Origin of the sequence: Ralstonia sp. Ralssp135 (genome assembly GCF_047304345.1) — a bacterium.
GTDB lineage: Bacteria > Pseudomonadota > Gammaproteobacteria > Burkholderiales > Burkholderiaceae > Ralstonia > Ralstonia chuxiongensis.
Genome location: NZ_JBGLYZ010000039.1, coordinates 1 through 22,718, shown reverse-complemented (window position 1 = coordinate 22,718; position 22,718 = coordinate 1). Strand labels below are relative to the sequence as shown.

23 protein-coding genes and 1 pseudogene are annotated in these 22,718 nt (G+C 65.1%); 11 read left to right on the top strand and 13 right to left on the bottom strand.

The window, feature by feature from the left end; all coding sequences use genetic code 11:
* Positions 1 to 61: 61 nt before the first annotated feature.
* From ACCD03_RS21180 to ACCD03_RS21170, 3 genes are all read right to left on the bottom strand, one after another.
* Complete coding sequence (locus tag ACCD03_RS21180) at positions 62 to 1,213, bottom strand: ABC transporter substrate-binding protein (protein ID WP_413412790.1); 1,152 nt, start codon at positions 1,211 to 1,213, stop codon at positions 62 to 64.
* A gap of 133 nt (positions 1,214 to 1,346) precedes the next feature.
* Positions 1,347 to 2,156 carry a hypothetical protein gene (locus ACCD03_RS21175; RefSeq protein WP_413412789.1) on the bottom strand — a complete coding sequence of 270 codons (810 nt, stop codon included), beginning with the start codon at positions 2,154 to 2,156 and terminating at the stop codon, positions 1,347 to 1,349.
* A 156-nt stretch (positions 2,157 to 2,312) separates the two neighbouring features.
* Entirely contained in the window at positions 2,313 to 2,876 is a 564-nt protein-coding gene (locus tag ACCD03_RS21170) for a hypothetical protein (protein WP_413412788.1), read from the bottom strand.
* Positions 2,877 to 3,236: 360 nt separating this feature from the next.
* Between ACCD03_RS21170 and ACCD03_RS21165 the strand changes: the two genes are divergently transcribed.
* The 3 genes from ACCD03_RS21165 (at position 3,237) to ACCD03_RS21155 (ending at position 6,372) form a co-directional block, all read left to right on the top strand.
* On the top strand, positions 3,237 to 4,487 hold the full coding sequence (locus ACCD03_RS21165; RefSeq protein WP_413412787.1) for a glycosyl hydrolase family 28 protein: 1,251 nt from the start codon (positions 3,237 to 3,239) through the stop codon (positions 4,485 to 4,487).
* Positions 4,488 to 4,550: 63 nt separating this feature from the next.
* Positions 4,551 to 5,312, top strand: a complete 762-nt coding sequence (locus tag ACCD03_RS21160; protein WP_413412786.1) for a hypothetical protein — start codon at positions 4,551 to 4,553, stop codon at positions 5,310 to 5,312.
* A 142-nt stretch (positions 5,313 to 5,454) separates the two neighbouring features.
* Positions 5,455 to 6,372 carry a DMT family transporter gene (locus ACCD03_RS21155; protein ID WP_413412785.1) on the top strand — a complete coding sequence of 306 codons (918 nt, stop codon included), beginning with the start codon at positions 5,455 to 5,457 and terminating at the stop codon, positions 6,370 to 6,372.
* Positions 6,373 to 6,419: 47 nt separating this feature from the next.
* On the opposite strand, the gene ACCD03_RS21150 is transcribed toward ACCD03_RS21155, so the two are convergent.
* Positions 6,420 to 7,328 (bottom strand): MASE4 domain-containing protein, encoded by a 909-nt coding sequence (locus ACCD03_RS21150; protein ID WP_413412784.1) that lies wholly within the window; start codon positions 7,326 to 7,328, stop codon positions 6,420 to 6,422.
* 339 nt (positions 7,329 to 7,667) lie between these two features.
* On the opposite strand from ACCD03_RS21150, the gene ACCD03_RS21145 reads away from it, so the two are divergent.
* The gene (locus tag ACCD03_RS21145) at positions 7,668 to 8,471 is read left to right on the top strand and encodes an enoyl-CoA hydratase (RefSeq protein WP_413412783.1); all 804 of its coding nucleotides are present in this window, start codon (positions 7,668 to 7,670) and stop codon (positions 8,469 to 8,471) included.
* A gap of 34 nt (positions 8,472 to 8,505) precedes the next feature.
* On the opposite strand, the gene ACCD03_RS21140 is transcribed toward ACCD03_RS21145, so the two are convergent.
* The 3 genes and pseudogenes from ACCD03_RS21140 to ACCD03_RS21130 all read right to left on the bottom strand — a co-directional run bounded on the left by ACCD03_RS21140 (position 8,506) and on the right by ACCD03_RS21130 (position 11,523).
* Complete coding sequence (locus tag ACCD03_RS21140) at positions 8,506 to 9,060, bottom strand: thioredoxin family protein (RefSeq protein ID WP_413412782.1); 555 nt, start codon at positions 9,058 to 9,060, stop codon at positions 8,506 to 8,508.
* Positions 9,061 to 9,134: 74 nt separating this feature from the next.
* Positions 9,135 to 9,551, bottom strand: coding sequence for an organic hydroperoxide resistance protein (locus ACCD03_RS21135; RefSeq protein WP_325655171.1), 417 nt, complete (start codon positions 9,549 to 9,551; stop codon positions 9,135 to 9,137).
* Positions 9,552 to 9,776: 225 nt separating this feature from the next.
* Positions 9,777 to 11,523 (bottom strand): annotated as a pseudogene (locus ACCD03_RS21130) (cytochrome c biogenesis protein DipZ).
* A 207-nt stretch (positions 11,524 to 11,730) separates the two neighbouring features.
* Between ACCD03_RS21130 and ACCD03_RS21125 the strand changes: the two are divergent.
* Positions 11,731 to 12,474, top strand: coding sequence for a response regulator (locus ACCD03_RS21125; protein WP_045205459.1), 744 nt, complete (start codon positions 11,731 to 11,733; stop codon positions 12,472 to 12,474).
* Positions 12,471 to 13,817 carry a sensor histidine kinase gene (locus ACCD03_RS21120; protein ID WP_413412781.1) on the top strand — a complete coding sequence of 449 codons (1,347 nt, stop codon included), beginning with the start codon at positions 12,471 to 12,473 and terminating at the stop codon, positions 13,815 to 13,817. Before ACCD03_RS21125 ends, ACCD03_RS21120 begins: the two co-directional genes overlap by 4 nt.
* Before the next feature lie 83 nt (positions 13,818 to 13,900).
* Here the strand turns inward: ACCD03_RS21120 and ACCD03_RS21115 are convergent, their stop codons facing one another.
* Entirely contained in the window at positions 13,901 to 14,815 is a 915-nt protein-coding gene (locus ACCD03_RS21115; RefSeq protein WP_413412780.1) for an alpha/beta fold hydrolase, read from the bottom strand.
* Between the two features lie 116 nt (positions 14,816 to 14,931).
* Here ACCD03_RS21115 and ACCD03_RS21110 point away from each other — a divergent pair, with 116 nt between their 5' ends.
* Positions 14,932 to 15,417, top strand: a complete 486-nt coding sequence (locus tag ACCD03_RS21110) for a winged helix-turn-helix transcriptional regulator (RefSeq protein WP_413412779.1) — start codon at positions 14,932 to 14,934, stop codon at positions 15,415 to 15,417.
* A 69-nt stretch (positions 15,418 to 15,486) separates the two neighbouring features.
* Here ACCD03_RS21110 and ACCD03_RS21105 read toward each other — a convergent pair whose 3' ends face one another.
* Together ACCD03_RS21105 and ACCD03_RS21100 are read right to left on the bottom strand one after the other, a co-directional pair.
* Complete coding sequence (locus ACCD03_RS21105) at positions 15,487 to 15,645, bottom strand: hypothetical protein (RefSeq protein WP_413412778.1); 159 nt, start codon at positions 15,643 to 15,645, stop codon at positions 15,487 to 15,489.
* Between the two features lie 142 nt (positions 15,646 to 15,787).
* Positions 15,788 to 16,723: a GlxA family transcriptional regulator gene (locus tag ACCD03_RS21100; protein WP_413412777.1), complete on the bottom strand. Its 936-nt coding sequence runs from the start codon at positions 16,721 to 16,723 to the stop codon at positions 15,788 to 15,790.
* 100 nt (positions 16,724 to 16,823) lie between these two features.
* Between ACCD03_RS21100 and ACCD03_RS21095 the strand changes: the two genes are divergently transcribed.
* Positions 16,824 to 17,510 (top strand): DJ-1/PfpI family protein, encoded by a 687-nt coding sequence (locus tag ACCD03_RS21095; protein WP_045205447.1) that lies wholly within the window; start codon positions 16,824 to 16,826, stop codon positions 17,508 to 17,510.
* Positions 17,511 to 17,592: 82 nt separating this feature from the next.
* Positions 17,593 to 18,384 (top strand): 5'-methylthioadenosine/adenosylhomocysteine nucleosidase, encoded by a 792-nt coding sequence (locus ACCD03_RS21090; protein ID WP_045205446.1) that lies wholly within the window; start codon positions 17,593 to 17,595, stop codon positions 18,382 to 18,384.
* Positions 18,385 to 18,389: 5 nt separating this feature from the next.
* Here ACCD03_RS21090 and ACCD03_RS21085 read toward each other — a convergent pair whose 3' ends face one another.
* Positions 18,390 to 18,845, bottom strand: a complete 456-nt coding sequence (locus tag ACCD03_RS21085; protein ID WP_413412776.1) for a lysozyme inhibitor LprI family protein — start codon at positions 18,843 to 18,845, stop codon at positions 18,390 to 18,392.
* Between the two features lie 75 nt (positions 18,846 to 18,920).
* Positions 18,921 to 19,523, bottom strand: coding sequence for a DJ-1/PfpI family protein (locus ACCD03_RS21080; protein ID WP_413412775.1), 603 nt, complete (start codon positions 19,521 to 19,523; stop codon positions 18,921 to 18,923).
* A gap of 85 nt (positions 19,524 to 19,608) precedes the next feature.
* Here ACCD03_RS21080 and ACCD03_RS21075 point away from each other — a divergent pair, with 85 nt between their 5' ends.
* A complete protein-coding gene (locus ACCD03_RS21075; protein WP_413412774.1) occupies positions 19,609 to 20,946 on the top strand; it encodes a PLP-dependent aminotransferase family protein in 1,338 nt (445 codons plus the stop codon).
* A 79-nt stretch (positions 20,947 to 21,025) separates the two neighbouring features.
* A complete protein-coding gene (locus ACCD03_RS21070) occupies positions 21,026 to 21,886 on the top strand; it encodes a c-type cytochrome (protein ID WP_413412773.1) in 861 nt (286 codons plus the stop codon).
* 6 nt (positions 21,887 to 21,892) lie between these two features.
* Here ACCD03_RS21070 and ACCD03_RS21065 read toward each other — a convergent pair whose 3' ends face one another.
* A complete protein-coding gene (locus ACCD03_RS21065; protein ID WP_045205441.1) occupies positions 21,893 to 22,402 on the bottom strand; it encodes a DUF1697 domain-containing protein in 510 nt (169 codons plus the stop codon).
* Between the last annotated feature and the right edge of the window lie 316 nt (positions 22,403 to 22,718).

The following is a 22,718-nucleotide window of genomic DNA, read 5'->3' as shown; positions in this document are numbered from 1 at the left end:
GCGCGCGTTGCATGGCGCCATGTTGCCACCGGTGTGCGTTGGGGCACAAGTTGCGCATGGCTTAACCGACCAGGTGGCCGTTGCTGCCGATCATGGTTACGTCGACATAGTCGAGCCCGGCGTGGTTGTTGCGGTCGTAATGGACGCGCACGCCGCCAAAGTCGCGCGTGCCGAAGCCTTCGAGCGCCTGGATGAAGGCGTCGCGCGTGGGGTTGCTGCCGCAGGCCTTCAGGCCCTCCACGATGACGCGGGCGGTGAGAAAGCCCTCCACCGCTTCGTAGGTCTGGTTGTTGTGGTCGCCAAACTTGTCGTTGGCCTCGCGAAATGCGCGCACCAGCGGCTGGGTCCGCACGTTGGGGCCGGGCATGACCTGCGTGACAGCCACGCCATGGGCCAGCGTGCCGGCTTTCTCGAACACGGTCTTGGGCGTGGTGACGGACAGGATCCACGGCTGCGGCAACGGCACGGGGCCGTGCTTGGCCTGATAGCGCATCAGCATGTCGGCCACGGAGGTGGGCGACGTAAACAGCAGCGTGGTCTGCGGGTTGGCCGCGGCAATCTTGTCGACCACCATGTCGATGTCGTCGCCCTTGGCGTTGTGCGGGATGAGCGCGACGATCTGCGCGCCGAACTTGCTTGCGGCAGCCTTGGCGGCGTCGGCATTGCCGGAACCGAAGGGGTTGTCCTGGTAGACCACGGCCACGCGCTTGAGCCCGATGGTGGTGGCGTGCTGCACCATCTTCGTGACTTCGTCGGCGTAGCTGGCGCGCGTGTGGAACAGCGGTGCGCTGGCTTTGCGCGCGGCGGTGGCGCCGGTCATGGCGCCCACCATCGGCAGGCGGTATTGCTCCAGCAGCGGCAATGCGGCGATGGTGTTGCCGGTGCCGCCCATGCACACCAGCCCGAACACGCCTTCCTCCATGAGCGTCTTGACGTTGGCCACGGCCTTCTCTGGCAGGTAGTTGTCTTCCAGCCGCTTGACGACCAGCTTGCGCCCGGCCACGCCGCCCTGGGCGTTGACTTGCTCAAAGCCGGCCAGCAGGCCATTGGTGTAGTTCTTGTACAGCCCGCCCCACACGCTGTCGAACCCGACCGTCTGCCCAAAGACGATCTTGTCTGCAAACACGCCGGCTTCCGCCGCGCGTGCCATGGGCGACAGCATCATTGCGCCGCCCAGTGCTACCGAACTCCGTACGAATTGCCTCCGGTCCATACCTGTCTCCGCCCCTTGTTTTATTGGTGGTGTGGCAGGAGTGTCGAAAAGGTGAGCGCCGGCCGAAATGGCGGATAACCCTGAGATGCGGTTTTTTCTGACACGGAGACGAGACTTCTGAAGGGGGGACGGCTCACTCTTCGTCTGATGACAGCAACGTCGCCAATGCAATGCCGCGCAGCTCTTTCACTGTTCCGATGTTTTTCTCTGGATTGCCGCACGCAACACCGCGCGGATCGCTGATATGCGTGTCCCCCGACGGCTCGACCAGAAACTGCAGATCGTCGACCACCGTGCTGGTTCTGCGAAGAGTTTCGATTGTGGAACTGCAATCCTCGACCATCTTTTGCGTGAGGTATTTGCCCTCCGGTACCGAGCGTCCACAAGAAGCAACGATGTCTGAAGAACCGAGCGCATCGGCCAGGTAGTTTTGCTTGATGCCGATTCTGTCCCCCACCCGAACGAGGTCTCGTATCTGCACGGTCCGAAAGCCGCGATTCCGCAGCTCTGCCAAAGCGTTCACCTCACGCAGTGCGTGGGCGGTTGGCGTGTCAAACCTGCCGATTGCGTCGGGCCGGATCACCGCCAGGCAGGTGGTCGGGTCTCCCTGGATTCGGTAGACGTCCTTTTGGCTGCCCGCGCCGATCAGCGGGCCGACGCTCTCTTGCGCAAAAGAGGCGATTCCCACGGTTTGCCAATGCAACGAGGCCGCAAAGGCTTCGGCCAACTGATCGGCCTCCGGCACAGCGTTGTCGGATGGCGTTGCGCTGCGCCGTCTGCTGGCATATCGAGGCAACGAAGCCAGCGGGCCCTCGCCGGTGGTTTGGACATGCGTGGATGCGCCCGCAGTTTGACGGGCCGCGGCGAGGGGGCGTTCGGCGGCGATCTCTCGGTCGAGCGGCGTAGATGCGGGCGTTGGACCTTTGCGGTTAACTGGATTCACGTCTGACCATTCAAATCAAGTGCTAATGAAGGGGCCTGTGGCCTCGGATGGCGCACCGTCACAAGCGTACGCATTCTGGATGGCGCCCCGGAGGTGGATTGCGAAATGTTGGAGCAGTAACCGACTTGGGCGCAGTCCAGATCCGGCGGTGGGCGCTCATGCCTCCACTGGGTACCGGGGCTGACCGGCGGCGAGAGGGGCGCAGCCGCACGGCAGCACAAACGCTGCGCCGTCGTGCCCGGCCAACTCGAAGTACACGCTGCTGGGGGGCAGCAGATCGATGATCCGGAACGCGCCCCCCGCATTGAAGGCGATGGCGTGAGACACCAGCGACACCACCACCGACCCATCTGCATGGCGCGCATTGGCGGGGTCGGAGAGTGCCGGTAACTTCCAGCCACTCAAGCCAGCGCGTGCCATGGCCGCGAGGATGTCGGCATGGGCGTCTTGGGCGCTGGCGGGTGGCGGGTCGATCTTGGCGAGTTCTTTGCGCAAGCGGTGCAGGCGCTGCCGCGTTTCGAGCGTCCGCAAGGCTTTGACCCGGGTTGGCGCGGCGGGCTGGCGTGCAGCGGTGGATTTGGGCAGTTGCGTCAGGCCGGGACTGGGCGCCCGGGGTGCGCAGGCGGGTGGTGCAACGCGGGTCGGGCGCCCTGCGTGCGGGCCGTCAGGCGGGCTGTCATGCCGCGGCGGGATACCGTTCGCGCTGCTGATCTTCGACATCGGGAGTGGGTTGCACTGAGTGGTGGCCAGAGGTTGACGGTCATGCACGCGGTGTTGCGCATGACCGTCGGCCCCGGCTTGGCCGCTTGTAGCAACCCGTCGGGAGCGCGGCATCTTAGGTAACTGGCGCCGTGGCGTCACCCTTCAGCCGGGCGATACGGCGGTGAGCATTCGCATTTGCGAACAGGTCTTCGGCAGCGAAACGCCCATCGACCCGGGTTCCGGTTGAATCCTCAATTTTCCTCACTGATATACCAATGAATATGACCTGATATATCTTGGGCGAGGGTGCGGTCTGCCCAGGTGGCACCGACACGCTGTCGTTGCGGTGCCGAACACCAAGACAGGAGTGAGACATCGATGAACATGCAAACCAAGGTCGGGTTGATCCTGACCGCATCCTTGCTGGCCGCTGGCTCCGCCGGGGCGCAGACGCTGGCCACGGGCGATAGCCGCACCGTCACGCAGCCGGCGTATCCGGGCGTCTGCAAGACGATCAACGCGCGGTATTCAAGCTCGCAGCGCGCGTCGCCGCCGTCGTCTTCGTCCGACGACACCAGTGTCATTCAGCAGGCCCTGACCGACTGCAAGGGCACCGGCAAGAGCGTGGTGCTGGCCGCATCCGGCTCGAATGACGCGTTCTACACGGGCAGCCTGTCCATCAGCGGGGCGGGGCTGGTCATCAATTCGGGCGTGACGCTGTTCGGCAACGACAGCTACAGCGGCAACGCCAACCTGCTGTCATTCACGGGCACCAATGCATCGCTCATGGGCCCGGGCAAGGTGGATGGCCGTGGCGACATCATCTCCGGCACGCCGCGCCTGGTGCAGGCGAGCAACATCAGCAACTTCATCGTCTACAACGTCACGCTGGCGCAGGCCGCGCACCCGAACCTGTATGTGGAAGGTGGCAACGGCTTTACCGCCTGGGGTGTGTCCATCCGCACGCCTGCCACGCGCAAGAACGCAGACGGCATCGACATCGACAGCCTGACCAACGCCACCGTCACGCAATCCGATATCGAGGCCGGCGACGACGGCATTGCCGTCAAGACCAACTCGGGCGACATCTCCAACGTGACGGTGTCGAACACGCGGCTGCACGGCACGCATGGTCTGTCCGTGGGCAGCATCGACCAGAACACCGTGTCGAACATCCTGTTCACGAACAACTACGTGTACGGGAATGACCTGAGCGGCACGCAGTCCACCAACAACAACGGCATCAACGTGAAGACGGGCCCATGCTCGCTAACGGTCAAACAGGTGAGCTACGTCAATACCTGCATGACCGGCGTGAAGCACCTGATCGTCATGGACACCAACTACAACGCGTGCACCACGGGTGGCAGCCCGTCGCTGTCGAACATCGTGGTCAACGGTGCGTATTCCACGCAATCGGTGTCGGGCGCATACACGAAGATCGACGGCCGCAACGCGAGCTTCCCGGTCAATGCGTACCTGGCCAACGTCAGCCTGGATGCCACGGCGCAAAGCGGTGACCAGTACGCCAATGTCGGCCTGTACAAGTCGAATGATGTGCCGTCGGGCACCGGCGTGACCACGTCGAGCTTTACGATGTCGGGCAGCGTGCCGAGCTGTTCGTTCTAATCGGCTGCACGTACCTCGCCATGCAGCGGCGCCGCACGGCCCTGCATGGCGCGGGCACCGTCAATGCGAATCCGAACTGAAACCCTGCGCGACGGGCAAGGCCTGTACTTGTGTGCGGCGGCGGCCTTTGCGGCCGTCATCGGTTTGTCGATTGGCGTGCTTTCGACGCAGCTGCATGAATCGGAAAACGCCGCTGCCAATGAGCCGCACACATCAAGCGCCGCCGTCTTATCGGCCCAGCCCGCAAGCGCGCCGGGCACAACATCGTCCCGCGTGGGCACCGCTCCTGCGCTCGCCATTACAGAGCAGCAAACGCTGGTTGTGGATACCGCGTTGCTCAATGTGTTCAACACCTTCTTGCTCAAGCCCGACGGTGACCGCGCTGAACAGTTGGCGGCCTATCTCAAAAGCAAACTCCCACCCACCGCGCTGGCAGAAGCCGTACAACTGGCCGAGCGGTATCAGGCATACATGCAGGCGCATGACGAGCTGCTGGCTGCCCAGCACTTGAACGGCAACATACAGGCCGCCACCGTCGATATCGATCGCATCGCCATCTGGCGCGAACAGCGCGACCGCCTGCGGCAACGCGTGCTAGGCGATCGCGTGGTGCAGGCCTGGTATCAGAACGACGATGCACAGCTCGATCAGGTGCTGCAGGAATGGCGACAGCGGGTGGCGGATGCACAGGGCGTGACCCTGCAGGGCGAGCGGTATCCGGTGCCGCATTGGAATGATCCGGCGCAGGAGGAGAGGCACCGGGAGTACATGGTGGGGGTGTTGCGCGGGGTGGTTAGGGGGTATGCGGAGCAACGGATGAGGTAGGACTGACGTGCCAATGCGCTATCCACGCGTTCGCCCACACTTCGCTCCACACCAAACCGTTTTCCGCGCAACCAAAGCCCATCCCCGCTACGATCCTCCGGTACGAAATTGCGGCCGCAGCCGCCAAACAGGAGGGCACTCCGTGCCGCACACCGACACGCCCCCATCCAGCCACGCCACCGATCTGGCCCTGCTGCTCACGCTGTCGACCCTGTGGGGTGCGTCGTACACCTTCATCCGCATGGGCGTGGAGACCATTCCACCGCTCACTTTCATTGCCGCCAGAACGTTGATCGCAGCGACGCTGCTGTTGCTGTGGATGCGCAGTCGCAACGTTCGCATGCCGCGCGACAGGCGAGTCTGGATGCGCTTCGGCGTGCAGGCGTTGCTCAACAGCGTTGTGCCGTTCACGCTCATCGCGTGGGCCGAGCGCTCGGTGGGCGCGAGTCTGGCGACCATCCTGAATTCGACGTCGCCCGTGATGGTGTTTGTGGCGACGGTGCTCATCACGCGGCACGAGCCGGTGTCGTTGCGTAAGCTGATCGGCGTGGTTGCCGGGTTTGTCGGCACGTGTCTGGTGATTGGACCGAGCGCGCTCGATGGGCTGGGCGGGCAGCTTGTTCCGCAACTGGCCATCGTGGCGGCGACGGCCTGCTATGCAGGTGCGGCCATCTACGGCAGGTCTTTCAAGGGGCTGCATCCTGCGGCGCCGGCTACCGGCTCATTGCTGGTGGGGGCATTGGTGCTCACGCCCGCGAGCTTGCTTGTTGACCACCCTTGGGCGCTTCAGCCTTCTGCACGTTCGTTGATGGCGTTGATGGCGCTGGCGGCGTTCTCCACGGCGCTGGCCTTTGCCATCTACTTCCGGCTCATCCAGACGCTGGGTGCGATCGGCACCACCGCGCAGGCGTATTTGCGTGTGCCGATTGGCGTGGCGATCGGCGTGGTGTTTCTGGGGGAGTCGTTGCCGTCTTCGGCGTGGATCGGGCTGGCGTGCGTGGTGGTGGGGGTGGCGGCGATGTCGATGCCGGGCCGGGCCACGCAAGTGCGGCGGGCGTAGCGGGACGTAACCGCATCACCGCATCACCGCGTCACCGCGTCACCGCGTCACCGCTCCCGATCCCCCGCATTGCTCGCCGCCAGCCGCCCGAGTTCCGCGCGCGCCGCTGCCAACCTGGAACGCAGCACGGTGTTTTCGATCAGCAACAGCAGCAGCACAAAGCTCGCCCCCAACAGCCCGAACACGCGGCCGGCATAGAAGCCGAGGTCATATCGCCCGCCATTGAAGACGGCGCTGAGCGCGACATCGCAGATCCACACGCACAGCACCACCATCAACCAGATGTCGAGCGTCAGGTGCGGGCGGCTGCGCCAGAGCACGACCAGCGCGACCACGCAAAAGCACCACGTGCCGCCCGCCACGATCCCCATCGTAGGCGTGTAGCGGTTGGCCGCCATGATGGCGGGCAGGAGATGTGCGCCGACGGTGGCAAGCGCCACGCACGCGGCCGCTGCGCCCAGCACGGCCGCCACGGTGCCCAGCGCTGTTTTTCGCGTCAGCGTGTGGATTGGAAAGCGGTCCGGCTCGCGCTCTTCGCGCCCCTTGAGCACGGCGTAAGCGATGACAAACAGCGGAAAGCCCGCGTGCCAGAACATGTAGATCCAGGCTGTGCTTTGCGGCCCGGCTTCCAGCAGGCCGCCGGAGGCAAACAGCCCCGGAAATGACAACAGATGCCCCACTGCCGTGGCGGCCGTGAACAGGTAGCCGCTGGCGAGCGCCAGCATCGCGCGCGAGCGCGTGATGGCGAACTGCCCGAAGAGCAGCGCCGCGGTAATCAAGTCATTGAGGATGAGGGCCGACTCGTAAAGCGGCACGAACGATGGAAGTTTCGCCAACTGCACCTTGGCGAACGGCACGGCCGACACCAGTACCACGAGCGACAGCAAAGCCACGGCCTGCGCCATCCAGTACGTCCGGCGTCCTGGCGAGAGGCCCAGCAACAAGCCTCGCTGCATGTCCAGCGTTTCCGACATCACGTTGGCCCCCTTGCGGTGACTGTGTCACCTAGTTCGCTTGTGGTGTGACTTCCGGTGCGAGTGCGATGTGATTGTGTTGCCAGGCTGCCCTCTTCAATGGTGTGCCCCCGCGCATTTTGTGGGGGCCGGCGCCCGACCTCTTATAGACGCGTGATAGTCAGGCGCCCGCCCAATGTCAAAGCGGCGAAGGGGTAGGCCTTTCAGGTCTGGTGCCGCTGACGGCCAGCCGGCACCTACTGGCAACGCCGGAGTGCGGTGGCCGCCCGGCGGAGATAGACTGATGCCCACCCCAGGGCACCAGCCTGCAAAGGAGTGCACATGCAACCTCACCCCACCACCAATACCGCCGCTGACGCGCCCGTCCTGCGCGATGACCGCGATGGCGTCGTCACGCTGCGACTGAATCGGCCTTTGCAGTTCAACGCGCTGTCAGAAGCCATGCTTGATGCGCTGCAGCGCGTTTTGGACGACATTGCGCGAGATCCAGCGGTGCGCTGCGTGGTGCTCGGCGCCGAGGGCAAGGCGTTCTGCGCCGGCCACGACCTGCGGGAAATGCGTGGCACGCCTGAGCTTGCGTATTACCAGGCGCTATTTGCGCGGTGCAGCGTGGTGATGCAGGCGATTCAGGCGCTCCCGGTGCCGGTCATCGCGCGCGTGCATGGCGTGGCGACCGCTGCGGGTTGCCAGTTGGTTGGCAGTTGTGACCTGGCCATTGCTTCAGATACGGCGCGGTTTGCAGTGTCAGGCATCAACGTCGGCCTGTTCTGCTCGACGCCTGCGGTGGCGTTGTCGCGCAACGTGCTCGCGAAGCGCGCGTTTGACATGCTCGTGACGGGCCGCTTTATCGACGCGGCTACGGCCGCTGACTGGGGCCTCATTAACGAGGCCGTGCCGGCTGAGGCGCTGGATGCCGCCGTGGCTCGCAAGGTGGCGGACATCGTGTCGAAGAGCCCCGCCGCCATCCGCTACGGCAAGGCGATGTTCTATCGACAACGGCAGATGCCGCTTGCCGATGCCTATGCCTACGCGGGCGACGTCATGGCCCGCAACATGATGGAAGAAGACGCCGGCGAGGGCATCGATGCCTTCCTGGAAAAACGCCCCGCCCGCTGGCGTTCATAAGCGCCGTCGGGGCGGGACTTCTCACGCAGCGTCATCACGCAGGCTTCTGCGGCTTTCGGTCTGCCAGCAGCTTCTGGATGGCGGCTTCCGTCTCGGCATAGCGGCCTTCGCCAAAGTGCTGATAGACGATGCGTCCGTCGGTATCGATCAGGTACAGCGCCGGCCAGAACTGGTTGTGGAAGGCCGACCACGTTGCGTAGCTGTTGTCCTGCGCGACCGGGTAGCGCACGTCCAGCCGCTTGAGCGCTTCCTGCACGTTGGCGGTCGATTTTTCGAACGCGTATTCCGGCGTGTGCACGCCCACCACGACCAGGCCCTGATCCTTGTATTTGTCGTACCACTGCTTCACGTGCGGCAGCGTGTTGAGGCAGTTGATGCACGAGTACGTCCAGAAATCCACCAGCACGACCTTGCCGCGCAGGTCCTTCATCGACAGCGGTTGTGAATTCAGCCACTGGTTGATGCCTGTGAACTCGGGTGCCGCCGCGCCGGTCGAGGCGGTCTGGCTGAAGGCGGGCACGCCAGTCCCGACAAAGTAGACGGCGCCGATGGCGAGTGCCGCAAGGGCGGCGCGGAGGGTCGTGCGCATGATGTGGGTTTCCTGAAAAGTTGATAGCGAAGGCCCGCCAGCCGCTGGCAGCGTGCGGCGGGCCATGCGATGCGTCAGATCACGTTCAGCTCGACGTGAATGTTGCCGCGCGTGGCCTTCGAATACGGGCAGATCTGGTGGGCCGCTTCCACCACGGCTTGCGCCACTTCGCGGTCCATGCCGGGCAGGCTGACGTTCAGGCGTGCTTGCAGGAAGAACGCGTCGTCGGTGGTGCCCAGGTCCACTTCGGTATTCAAGGACAGATCGGCCGGCAGTTTGATCTTCATCTGACTGGCCGCGCGGCCCATTGCGCCGATAAAGCAGGCCGACCAGCCCGCGGCAAACAGTTGCTCGGGGTTCGTGCCGCGGCCGCTGCTGCCCGGAGGCGACAGCTTCAGGTTCAGGCGGTCGTCATCGCTGTGGGCCTGGCCATCGCGGCCGCCGGTGACGTTGACTTTGGCGGTGTACAGAACGTTTTCGATGCGGGTCATGGTGATCTCCTTTTTGATGAAGCGGGAAGACTGGGGGTTGGGTTTGCGTCCCCGCGCCAGCGGCTTGGTGTGCGCTTGTTGCCGAGGCCACGAGACGTATTAAAGAGGGCCGACGTATCCCTGAAGTAGTGCGGAAGGGCCTTTCTGTCTGGGCGTGTATCTCTGTGGCGGCTGGATACAAACGCGTACAAAAAGCCGCGTGCAGTAGCGGTGCCGGCAACGGCATCAGCCGAAGGTGAAGGCATAGGCATGCGCCCCCGCATCAAGAAAGCGGATCTCGAACGTGTGCTCGCCCACCGTGCCGGCCTGGCGAACGAGCTGGTAGAGGCGCGTTTGCGTGATGGCGCCGTTGCCGTGGGCATCGGTATCGGCGCCGTGGCTGTCGCCGGGGGCCTTGCCGTCGATCTTGACGGTGAAGCGCACGGCGCGGCCATCTGCGGCGGGGCCGAGCACGAGGTGCAGGTCACGCGCGTGGAATCGGTAGACGATGCTGCCGCCAGCGCGGTCGAGCGTGGCTTGCTCGGCATCGATCGTCCATTGGCCTGACAAGCCCCAGTCGTTCAGGCCGAGCTTGCTGACGCTGTATGCGTGCGACGTGCCAATCTGCGCGCCGCCCGGCGATGCAAAGCGGTCGGCTTGCGCGTAGCCGACGTACGTTTCCGGCGAGCGGACGTTGTCCAGGTCGGGTGCGGCCTGCGCCCCGGGGGCATCGGGCGCGACCACGCCGCCAGCCACCTGCCTGTTGCCTGCCTCGGCCAGCAAGGCCTGGATGACGTGTTCGGAGGCGGCGTAATCGCCCTCGCCAAACTGGTGGTGCCGGATGTTGCCCTGGGCATCGACAAAGTACGCGGCCGGCCAGTAGTTGTTGTGGAAGGCGTTCCAGATGCGGTAGTTGCTGTCGATGGCCACCGGAAAGTTGACGCGAAAGCCGCTGACGGCGCGGGCGACGTTCTCGGGCGATTTTTCGAAGGCGAATTCCGGCGTGTGCACGCCCACCACGGTCAGGCCCTGGTCCTTGTACTTGTCGGCCCACGCGCGCAGGTAGGGCAGCGTGCGGATGCAGTTGATGCACGAGTACGTCCAGAAATAGACCAGCGTGACCTTGCCGCGCAGTTGGTCGCCTGTGAGCGGTGCGGAATTGAGCCACTGCACCGCGCCGTCGAACGAGGCCACGCGGCCCTCCACGGGCAAGCCGCTGGATTTCGCCACGGGCGCGGCGTCGGCTTGGGAAACCAGGTTAAGGCCCGCCCAGCCCGTTCACCAGCGCCTGCTCAAGCTGCGTGGTGCCGCCGGAAGACAGGCGCGCCAGCAGGCCGGTATCTGCGCCCAGCCCGATGAGCGCTACGCCGCCCAGCACGCCTGCGCCCATGATGCGACGCGCCCATTCGCCCAGGCCCATGGAGCGCTTCATGGCGGCGAACACACGCCCGCCCAGCCCCAGCGCTGCCGCCAACGATGTGGCCGCGCCTGCGGCGTAGGCCGTCAGGGCCAACGCGCTGGACACGCTGGCGCCATTGAGCGCCACGCCGGTCAGCACCAAACCGAGGATCGGCCCCGCGCATGGCGCCCACAGCATCCCTGTGGCCACGCCCAGCAGCAGCGAGCCCGCCACCGAAGGTTCCGCCGATGCTCCGCCCGTAGCCGCTTGCCCAGCCAGCCGGTTGCCCAATGCCACCGCCGGCCGCGTCATCAGATCGGCCAGCCTGGGCCACAGCAGCGACAGCCCGAACACCGCCAGCAGCGCGAGCGCCGCAAACCTGCCCACCTCGTTCGCGCGCACCGCCCATGCACCGCCGGCCGAAAGCAGCGTGGCAAAGCCGGCAAAGGTGAGCGCCATGCCGGCGAGCATCGGCAACTTGCCGCGCACAAAGGGCTGGCCGGTGCGGCTCAATACAAACGGCAGGACGGGCAGGATGCACGGACTCAGGATGGTCAGCGCGCCGCCCAGGTAGGCGAGTATCAGCAGGCTCATGATCGACATTCCTCGGCAAGGGATCGGGATTGCCTCCATCAGACGCCGCGCGCGTAGCTGGCATGTATCGCCGCGGGGGCGACTTTGTATCGGACTGTACAAACGCGTCCGCCAGATGCATTCCGATACAACACGGGCTCGCGACGTCACACCGAGAGGCGCAAAATGGCGCCTTCCTTCCACCTTCCATCGTGCCGAGGTCACCCCATGGACGCCCACGTCGACCACATCCTGATCGTCGATGATGACCGCGAGATCCGCGAACTCGTTTCGACCTATCTCACCAAGAACGGGCTGCGTGTGACGGCCTCGCCCGACGGGCGCCACATGCGTGCGTTTCTGGAAGCCAACACCGTCGACCTGATCGTGCTCGACCTGATGCTGCCCGGCGACGACGGCCTGGTGCTCTGCCGTGAACTGCGCGCCGGCAAGCACAAGGCGACGCCCGTTTTGATGCTCACCGCGCGCGACGACGAGACCGACCGCATCATCGGCCTGGAAATGGGCGCCGACGATTACGTGGCCAAGCCGTTTGCCGCGCGCGAACTGCTCGCCCGCATCAAGGCCGTGCTGCGCCGCACGCGCATGCTGCCGCCCAACCTCCAGATTTCCGAAGCGGGCCAGATGCTGGCCTTTGGCGAGTGGCACCTCGATACCACCGCGCGCCACCTGATCGATGCTGAAGGCACCATCGTCGCCCTGAGCGGCGCGGAATACCGCCTGCTGCGTGTGTTTGTCGACCATCCGATGCGCGTCTTCAACCGGGATCAACTGCTCAACCTCACGCAGGGCCGCGAGGCCGAGATGTTCGAGCGATCCGTCGATCTGCTGGTCAGCCGTCTGCGCCAGCGCCTGAATGACGATGCGCGCGATCCGGCGTACATCAAGACCGTGCGCAGCGAGGGCTATGTCTTTGCCAAACCGGTGGAGATCAAGGAGGCGCGCCAATGAGCACAGCAACGAGCACACGTGCCTGGGCGTGGCCGCGCACGCTGGGCTCGCGCCTGTTCGCGATCCTGCTGGCGGGGCTGGTGGTGGCGTATGCGCTGTCGTTTGCCGTGCTGTTTTCCGAGCGCTACATGAGCGCGCGCGAAGTCATGCTGGGCACGCTGGAAACGGATGTGTCCACAGCCATCGCCATCCTCGATCGTCTGCCTGCGGATGAGCGCCCGCAGTGGCTGTCGCGCCTGAACCGCGGCAACTATCAGTACATCCTCGGGCCCGGCGTGCCTGGCGTGCCGGAGATGACCCAGCGCGGCAAGGACATCGCCGCGCGCATCAGCGAGGCCAGCGGCGGCCGCTTTCCCGTGACGGTCGAGTCGATACCGGGCGACGGCAAGCAACTGCAGGCGCACCTCACGCTGAGCGACGGCAGCACGCTCACCATTGATGTGCACCCGCGCATGACGCCCATCGCGCAGTGGCTGCCGTATGTGCTGGTGGTGCAATTGCTGCTGCTGATCGTGTGCTGCTGGTTTGCGGTGCGATTGTCGATTCGCCCGCTGGTGGCATTGGCCGCCGCCGCCGACGCACTCAACCCCAACGCACAGACGCCGCCGCTGGACGAGACAGGCCCCACCGAACTGGCGCGCGCCGCACACGCCTTCAACGCCATGCGCCAGCGCATTGCCCGCTTTGTTGAAGAGCGCGTGCAGATTCTGGCCGCCATTTCGCACGACCTGCAGACACCCATCACGCGCATGAAGCTGCGCGCTGAAATGGCGGAAGACTCTGAAGAGAAGCGCAAGCTGTTGAGCGATCTGGCCGAGATCGAAACGCTCGTGCGAGAGGGGCTGGCCTATGCGCGCAGCGCGCATGGCGATGGTGAAAAGCCCTCGCGCATCGACGTCGGGTCGTTTGTCGAAAGCCTCGTGTACGACTACCAGGACACCGGCAAGCCCGTCACGCTGGAGCAGCACGCCACCGGCGCCATCGTCACGCGCCCCCACGCGCTGCGCCGCGTGCTGACCAACCTCGCCGACAACGCCATCAAGTTTGGCGGCGCGGCGGAAGTCGGTGTGCGCCGCGACGGCGAAGCCGTGGTGATCGAAGTGCGCGACCGCGGGCCCGGTATTCCCGAAGACAAACTCGATGCCGTGTTGCAGCCGTTTGTGCGGCTGGAAAATTCGCGCAGCCGCGAGACGGGCGGCACGGGGCTGGGCTTGGCGATTGCGCAGCAACTGGCGGTGGCCGCAGGCGGCGGGCTTACGTTGCGCAATCGAGAAGGTGGTGGTCTGGTGGCGGAAGTCAGGCTTGGTCAGGCGGCTGTGTCAGGGCAGCGCGAGCAAGCGTAGCCTGCCCTTGGGCACAGACTACGCAGTCGCGTCCGCTGCGTTTTTGCATGTATGCGGCGTCGTAGTCGGCGGATGCTATGCCCTCACGTTTGCGCGAGAAACGTCGCGATACGATTGGCAATCGCATCGGGCGCATCTTCCAAGCTGTAATGCCCAACGCCAGGCAACCGGTGCACCGGTGCATCCGGAAACAGCTCGCTGAACAGCGGCAGGAAATGCTCCGCCTGCAGTGTGCGGTCTGCCATGCCCCAGATCGCCATGGCGGGCTTGGTGCCGATGGCACGGCGCGCCGCACTGTCCGGCGTTTCAAAACGGTGCGCGCCGATAGCAAAGCCTTTGGCCCAGCCGATGGCGCCCGCGCAGTCAGCGGGCGTGGCAAAGCGCGCGCCGTACGCTTGCAACCACGCATCGTTGATGAGCCGGTGATCTTCAAAGCCGTTGAGCTTCAACGTGCTGAGGATGTTGAAGCCAAGTTCGCCCAGTACCGCTTCAAGGCGCCCCTCCGATTCCGCCCGCACGATCCACTGAAACCACGGCGACACCGCTGCATTGGCTGTCAGGCGTTCACCCAACGTCGCCTGCCCGAACGGCGTCGGTCCGTTGACGCTGATGATGCGCCGCACGCGATCCGGATACCGTGACGCGAGCCCCATGCCAACCGGCCCACCAAAGTCGTGCATGACGAGCGTGATGTCGCGCAGGTCCAGCGCAAGCACCAAGCTCTCGAGGTTGTCGATATGGTCTTGCAGCCAGTAGCTGCGTGACGGCGGCGTTTCGCTCTTGCCGAAGCCCATGTGGTCGGGTGCCACCACGCGGTGGGTGCCGCGCAGCGCCGCAATCAGGTGCCGGAAGAGGAAGCCCCACGTTGGCTCGCCATGCAGGCACAGCACGACTTCGCCATCGGCGGGGCCTTCGTCCACGTAATGCATCTGAAAGCCCGGTGCATTGGTAAAGCGAGCGGTATAGGGGTACATCCCAAGGAACGCGTCAAGGTGCATGCCGTGCTACCTCCTCATCCAGGTGGTTTTAATATGAAACCGTTGCGTTATAGCAGTCGAGGTTTTACATTGCAACCACATTGAATGTGAGGGCGCGCACGGTACGCGCAATACAGATGGTCAAACGTACGAGCCACGCGGATTCTCTTTGCGGCGTCGCCAGGCCGCTGGACGCCATTGGCGATTGGTGGTCGCTACTGATCGTGCGCGATGCGTTTGACGGCCTGCGCCGCTTTGGCGAGTTTCAGCGCAGTCTCGGGCTGTCGAAGAACATCCTGGCAGCGCGCCTGCGCAACCTCGTGGCGCACGACATTCTCGAAACGGTGCCGGCGGCTGACGGCAGTGCGTATCAGGACTACGTGCTGACCGAGAAAGGGCGCGCGCTGTTTCCGCTGTTGGTGGCGCTGCGGCAGTGGGGCGAAGCCTTCTGCTTCGGGCCGGATGAGGCGCACGTTGTGCTCGTTGAGAAGGCAACGGGTAAGCCGGTGCCGCGGCTTGAACTCCGTGCGCAGGACGGGCACGCGCTGGCTCCGGAAGATACGACAGTCGTCCACCCCACGGCCGTCAAGGAGACGAAGCGCCAGTGGGCGAAAGCGGGTTGAACGCGCTGGTGCTCAGGCGCGGCGGCCATTCGGTGAGGGAGGTGCGGTGGCGTTTGCGCGCCATGCGCGTTACTGATGCGGCGCATTCACCTGCGCTTGCACGTGTACCAGACCGCTTTGCGGCGCCAGCAGGCCCAACGGCTCGTCAGTCAGATCGCGGGCAAGCGAATAGGCTGTGATCACGGCCAGCGTAACCCCCACGATAGCCAGCATTTCCCGAGTGTTCATACGCGTCTCCTCCTTCGCTCGTTGCGTTCCCTGAGTCCGTTTTGCTCGCCGCTTCTTGTCGAGGCTGGGCGGCGCCGGAGCTCGGACGCAAAGTTTGGGCCTGAGGAAGGCGAATGGCGCAGTGGCGCGGGTTTAAGTGAAGTTAGCGTGCGCGCAATGAAGACGGAGGCACACCCAGCAGGCGCTGAAAACTGCGCCGCATGCGTTCGGTATCGCCAAAACCGCATTCGGTAGCCACGCGCTGCATGGAGACGGCACCGCTTTCCAGCGCGGCGCGCGCAGCCTCCACGCGCAATTTTTCCACGGCCTTTGCAGGGGTGAGGCCCGTTTCAACCTGGAACGCGCGTGCGAAATGGCGGGGGCTCATGCAGGCGTGCTCGGCCAGATCGCCAACGCGATGCGGTGCGCTCAGGTTGCGCCGCACATGATCCAGCAGCGGCTTGAAGCGGCCGCGTGCCGAATCCATCTCATTCAGCGCTGAAAACTGCGACTGCCCGCCCGGCCGCCGGTAGTACACGACAAGCTGACGCGCCACGGCCCGTGCCAGGCGCTCGCCCAGGTCTTCGGCGATGAGCGCAAGCGCCAGGTCGATGCCGGCGCTGATGCCGGCGCTGGTCCAGATCGGGCCATCGTTTACGTAGATGTGGTCGGGCTCGAGCTGCACCTGCGGGAACGTGCGTGCGAACTGCTCGCTGCGGCTCCAGTGCGTGGTGGCGCGCCGGCCGTTCAACAGGCCCGTGGCGGCCAGCAGCAGGCTGCCCGAACAGACGCTGGCCACACGCGCGCCGCGGGCCGAGCAGCGCTGCACAAAGCGGCGCGTTCGCGCATCGGCCATGGCGGCGTCCACGCCGTCGCCGCCGGCAATGAGCAGCGTGTCGACCTGGTTGGCGGGGGGCAGGGCGTCGGCATCCCAGCGGGCACCGGAAGAACTGCGGACGAGGCCGGCCTGCGCGGCAATTGTGCGCAGCGCGTAGTGATCGTCCCGATATCGGCTGGCCACTTCAAATGCCGCCACCGGCCCGGCAGCGTCGAGCAGTTGAAAGTCCGGAAAGATCAGCACAGCGATGCGGTGGGTCATGGCAGAAAAAGTGGGAGACTGGTCATTGCTGCCAACACGATAGAGCGCGATCCTGTGAAGCGTCAACCCACCACCGCATCACTCTCAGGAGAGCCGAACCATGACGACTTCCCCGTTCATCGTTGTCTTTGCGCTGTATAACCGCGTCACCCAGCTCGATTTCACCGGCCCGCACGAAGTGTTCTGGCGGCTGCCCGGCGCGCAATGCGTTGTTGCCTCTGCGGGCGGCGGAGAGATCCATGCCGATGGCGGCCTCACCATCTCGAACGTGCAGCGGCTGGCGGATATTCCGCATGCTGACCTGATCTGCGTGCCCGGCGGTTTTGGCGTGATTGAAGCCATGGAAGACGCCGAGTTCGTGCGCGAAGTCCGGCGCCTGGCCGACGGCGCGCGCTATGTCACTTCAGTCTGCACTGGTTCTCTGGTGTTGGGCGCGGCAGGGTTGCTCCAGGGCAAGCGCGCGGGCTGCCACTGGGCGTGGCGCAATCTGCTGCCCGCGTTTGGTGCCACGGTGGACGAAGCCCGCGTGGTGCGTGACGGCAACCTCATCACCGGCGGTGGCGTGACGGCCGGCATCGACATGGCGCTGACGGTCATGGCGGACATTGCCGGTGTCGAACATGCGCAGGCCGTGCAGCTCGGTATCGAATACGCCCCCGCGCCGCCGTTCGATTGCGGCCGCCCCGAGCGCGCGGCACCGGAGATTCTCGAAGCGGTGACGTCGCGGCTCGATCGTTTGCGTGCGGATCGCCACGACGCCGTGCAGCGGGCGGCGCAGCGCCTCTGAGCGATGGCGCCAGCGGGCGCCGGATTGCGGCGACAATGGCGTCCTTCGACGTCTTTACGCCCCAGCCGGCGCCGCATCCTGCATGAACACTCCGTCTTCCCAGCCCAACGCCCGCGGCCCGATCGGCATCGTCGCTGCCCTGCATGAAGAGATCAATGAACTGCTGACGTGGCTGTCCGGCGCGCAGTGCGTCCACATCGGCAGCCGCGATTTTTGGACGGGAGAGTTGGACGGCCATGCGGTCGTTGTGGTGCTGTCGCGCGTGGGCAAGGTGGCGGCGGCGTCCACCACCGCCGTGCTGATCACGCAGTTCAACGTACGCGCCGTGGTGTTTGCTGGCGTGGCCGGCGCATTGGCACCGGGCGTGGCCGTGGGCGATGTCGTGGTGTCGGAAGAACTGCTGCAGCACGATGTCGATGCCTCGCCGCTGTTTCCGCGCTGGGAAATTCCGCTGACTGGCATGGCGCGTTTTCCTGCCGACGTGTCGCTCGCCAGCGGGCTGCTGGAAAGCGCAGGCGCTGTGCTGGCTGACCCGCACGCGCTGCTGGGTCCGGATGTCATGCGGGCCTTCGGGATTGCGGCGCCGCAGGTGCATCGTGGGCTCATCGTCAGCGGGGACCGCTTTGTCTGCACTTCGGCCGAGAGCGCCGTGTTGCGCACGGCATTGCCGGACGCCTTGGCCGTCGAGATGGAGGGCGCCGCCGTGGCGCAGGTGTGCCACGAATGGGGTGTGCCGTTTGCCGCCATCCGCACGATTTCCGACCGTGCCGATGACGCGGCCAGCGTGGACTTTGCGCAGTTCATCGCACAGGTGGATTCACGCTACAGCGTGGCCATTCTGCGCAACTGGCTGTCGACGACCGCTGCGGCCTGAACGGCTTATTGCCCCTTCGCGGCCAGATACTTGTCGAGCGCGTTGGCCCGTTCGCTCAGGCGGAAGACTTCGTTCTCCAGGCGCTGCAGATCGTCGAGCTTGTCCTTGCCGTAGATGGCGGTCTCAAGGGCTGCCGTTCTGGTGTGAAAGTCCTGCCACGCCTGCTCTGAACTCACCAGTGCGTCTTTCGCCTTGCCATTCAATTTGCTCAAGAGCGTTTTGTACGAGTGGTCCAGGCGCTCGTCCTGCGCGGTCTTTTCTGCGGAGAGACATGCGCCGATTGCGTCCGGATTGTCCGGTGCCTTGTCGACGCAGGCATAGAGCTTGGTGGAAATGCCCTGCGGTGCACGGCGCTTGACGCCATTGGCCAGGCTTTCGGCTGCAAACGCCCCGGTGCTGTGTGCCAGCAGCGCAACGGCAACGGGAAGGGCCAGCGTCTTCAGTGTCGTCAGCGTGTTCAAGAAGTGACTCCTGATCGCGTGTCTGCGATGCGTGAAGGGGCCGTCCAGTCTATCGGCTGGCCAACGCACCCGCGATCAGCCAGGCAGGTGAGGCCGCAGGTTGCGCAGGGCGTTTTCCACATAGGCTTCTTTCTCGCCGACGGGGGCGACGTAGTGCAGCGCCTCTGCGGCGGCTTCCACGCCTTCCGTGCGCGCAATCACCCATGCCGCCAGGTACGGCGAAGCAAAGCACCCGCCCGCCGTGGCCACATTGCCGTTGGCGTAGAACGGCTGGTTCAGCACTTCCACGCCGGCATCCTGCACCCAGGGCTTGGTGGTCAGGTCTGTGCAGGCGGGCACGTTGCCGAGCAGCCCCAGCTTGGCCAATACCAACGTGCCCGAGCACTGCGCTCCAATCAACTGACGTGACGGATCGAGCGCCAGCCGCGCCATCAAAGCCGGATCGGCCACCACGTCGCGCGTGCGGATGCCGCTGCCGACAAGCACGGCATCTGCGGTGCGTGCGTCTTCCAGCATCGATTGCGCATGCATCGTCACGCCGTTCATCGATGTGACTTCGGTGTGCGGGCAACACAGGCTCACCCGCCAGTCCGGTTTCTTGATGCGATGAAGCACGCCAAAGGCGATGAGCGAATCCAGTTCATTGAACCCATCGAAGGTGAGGATGGCGATGTGCATGATCGTGTGCTGTCGCGTTGGGATAGATCGCATGCTAGGGGCATGGGGCAATACAATCAAAAAATTGTCCTTAGTACACCCAGACATGACCCAGACTCGCTACCAGCCGCTCGTTGACGAACTGGCCGCGCAGATCCGCACCGGCCGTCTGCCGCCCGGCACACGCCTGCCCACGCACCGGCAACTGGCGCAGCGCCACGGCGTTGCGCTGGTCACGGCCACGCGCGTGTATGCCGAGCTTGAAGCAATAGGCCTGGTGAGCGGCGAAGTGGGGCGCGGCACCTTCGTGCGCGAGAACACGCTGCCGCGCGGCCTCGGTATCGACCAGCAGGCCGTGGCCGCCGGTGTGGTGGATTTGAACTTCAACTATCCGTCGCTGCCCGGACAAGCCCGGCTGCTGAGCCGCGCGTTGCGCAAGCTGGCCGCCGGGGGCGATCTGGATGCGCTGTTGCGCTACGCGCCGCATGGAGGCCGCGCCCATGAACGCGCCTGCGTGGCGCGCCACCTGGCACAGCGCGGCTTGCCCGTCGCGCCGGACAACGTGCTCGTAGTCGACGGCGCGCAGCACGGTCTGGCCGTGACCGCCATGGCGTTGCTCAAGCCCGGCGATGTGGTTGCGGTGGACGCACTGACGTATCCCGGTTTCAAGGTCGTTGCCGAGATGCTGCATCTGGAGCTGGCGCCACTGCCTGCAGCCGGGCAGGGTTTGGACCTCGATGCACTGGAGCGGCTTTGCGCACGGCGCAGTGTGCGCGCCGTCTACGTCATGCCGACGCTGCACAACCCGCTTGGCTGGGTAAGTGGCATTGGCTGGCGGCGCCAACTGGCGGCCATCGTGCGCCGCCACGGCCTCATCGCCATGGAAGACGCGGCCTACGCCTTTCTCGAAGACAATCCGCCCGTGCCGCTGGCCGCGCTGGCGCCGGAATCGACGGTCTACGTCTCGGGCCTGTCGAAAAGCGTTGCCACCGGCCTGCGTTTCGGCTTCGTTGCCGCGCCGGCTGCGTGGGTGCCGCAACTGGAACGCGCCATTCGCGCCACGACCTGGAACACGCCGGCCATCGTCACCAGCCTTGCATGCGCATGGCTAGACGACGGCACGGTTGATCGCCTGGAAGCCGAAAAGCGGCGCGATGCCGCAGCACGCCAGGCGATTGCCCGCAAAGCGCTGGCTGGGCTGACGCTGGTCACGCATCCTGCGTCGTATTTTGTCTGGCTCGCGCTGCCGCCCGAGGTGCGTGCCGACCGCGTGGCCGTGGCGCTGCAGGAGGATGGCATCTCCGTGTCCACCGCAGAGCCGTTTGCGACGTCAAAGCAGGTGCCGCATGCGCTGCGGCTGGCGTTGGGTTCCGTCGCGCTCGACCGGCTCGATGCCGCGTTGCAGACCGTCAGGCAGCGCGTGGAAGCACAGTTGTATCGATAACGAAAACCGTGCCAAACCTCGTGCGCTTGCCTACACTCTTGTCGCAACGAAATGGCCCAATTTGCCCACAGGAGACCTCATGAAGAACTGGCTTGCAACGATGGCCGGATGGGCGCTCTGCGCATGCGCAGCGTTCGGCGGCGGCGCCCATGCGGCTGACACCCCGGATGACGGCGCGGCGCTGACCGTCAACATCGGCACGCAGCACCGCACGGTGTCGCGCGATGCATTGCTGCACGATCCGCACCTGACCAGCGTGACGGTGGAAGACCAGAACCTGAAGCGCCGCCTGACCTTCAAGGCGATCCCAGTGACGGAGCTGTTCCGTGGGCAGACTGTCAGCCCGGATGCCAGCGCCACCACCGCCGCCAGCGACGGCTACGTATCACACTTGCCGATGCGCCTGCTGCTGGGCGACCGCGCCGACGGGCCCCGCGCCTGGCTGGCCGTGGAAGACCCGGCCGCACCGTGGCCCACGCTCAAGGGTCAGGACATCGGCCCGTTCCGACTGATCTGGACGGCGCCGCCCTCCAAGGCATCGGTTGTGAATGAAAGCCTGTGGACTTACAGCATCGTGCGCATCGACATTGCCGCGCTGCCCGGCGAGCGCTTTGCGGCCATCCGCCCTGCGGCTGGGCTGCCTGCAGATGGCCCTGTCATGCGCGGTTTCGCCACGTTCCAGCGCGTCTGCTTCTCGTGCCACACGCTCAACCGCGCCGGCGATGCCAACCTTGGCCCCGACCTGAACGTGCCGTACAGCCCGGTCGAATACCTGGGCGACGAGAAGCTGCGCCACCTGATCCGCGATCCGCAATCGCTGCGCTGGTGGCCCAACGCCCGCATGTCGGCCATCGACGAGAAAACGCTGTCCGATGCGCAACTCAACGATCTGCTGGCGTATTTGCACCACATGGCCAAGCGCAAATCGGCAGCGCAATGACCGGCGCTAGTCGGCTGCCCAGTCGACCAGCGTAGCGATGGTGTTCATGTTGCGGGCCGTCCCCGTTTTGGCGGCGGGGATCTTCAGTTTGGAATTGGCCATACCGTCGCCGTAGTGCACGTAGATCTCGCGCGTGCCCAGGGCCACCTCTTCCGTCCGGTGGCCGGTGGCGGCGGCCAATGCGTCGGCGGGCGGCGGCGTATCCAGGAAAATCGCGACCGTCCGGTTGGGCGCAGCCGTCTTGAATGGATTGCCTTCCAGCACCGCTGCCAGCTCCGCGCCCGTGCGCACGAGCACGCCCACGGGTTTGCCGGCGTAATTCTCCAGGCAGCGTTCCAGCTTTGCCTTGACGGTCGCTTCCGCCAGCCGGCTCTGAAAGACGACATTGCCGCTCGCAATGTAGGTGCGTACGCCGGTCAAGCCGATCGATTCGCACATCGCGCGCAGTTCGGCCATGGGCAGTTTGCCGGTGCCGCCGACGTTTACGGCGCGCAGGAAGGCGATGTAGCTGGGCATGGGTTCTCCCGTTCGGTCTGGCTTATCAATGGCTTAGGGGCATGCTTGGACTGGCAACATTCTGTTACGAGATTGACGAATGTGTTTAACCCGCCCTGTTGCGCGACTTGTATTCTTCGCCCCGAACTCATCGAGCCCGGATCGGCCCTCAGTGCTGATTTGAGTGCCGCATCCTGCATTTGCGCATAAGGAGAACACCATGTTGAAGAAAATTGCACCGGCCCTGATTGTGGCAACGTTTGCCGGCCTGACGGCTTTGCCCGCAGCGGCGGACGACTTGCGCAATGCGCTGGGCGGCGCGCTGGGTGGCGCGGGC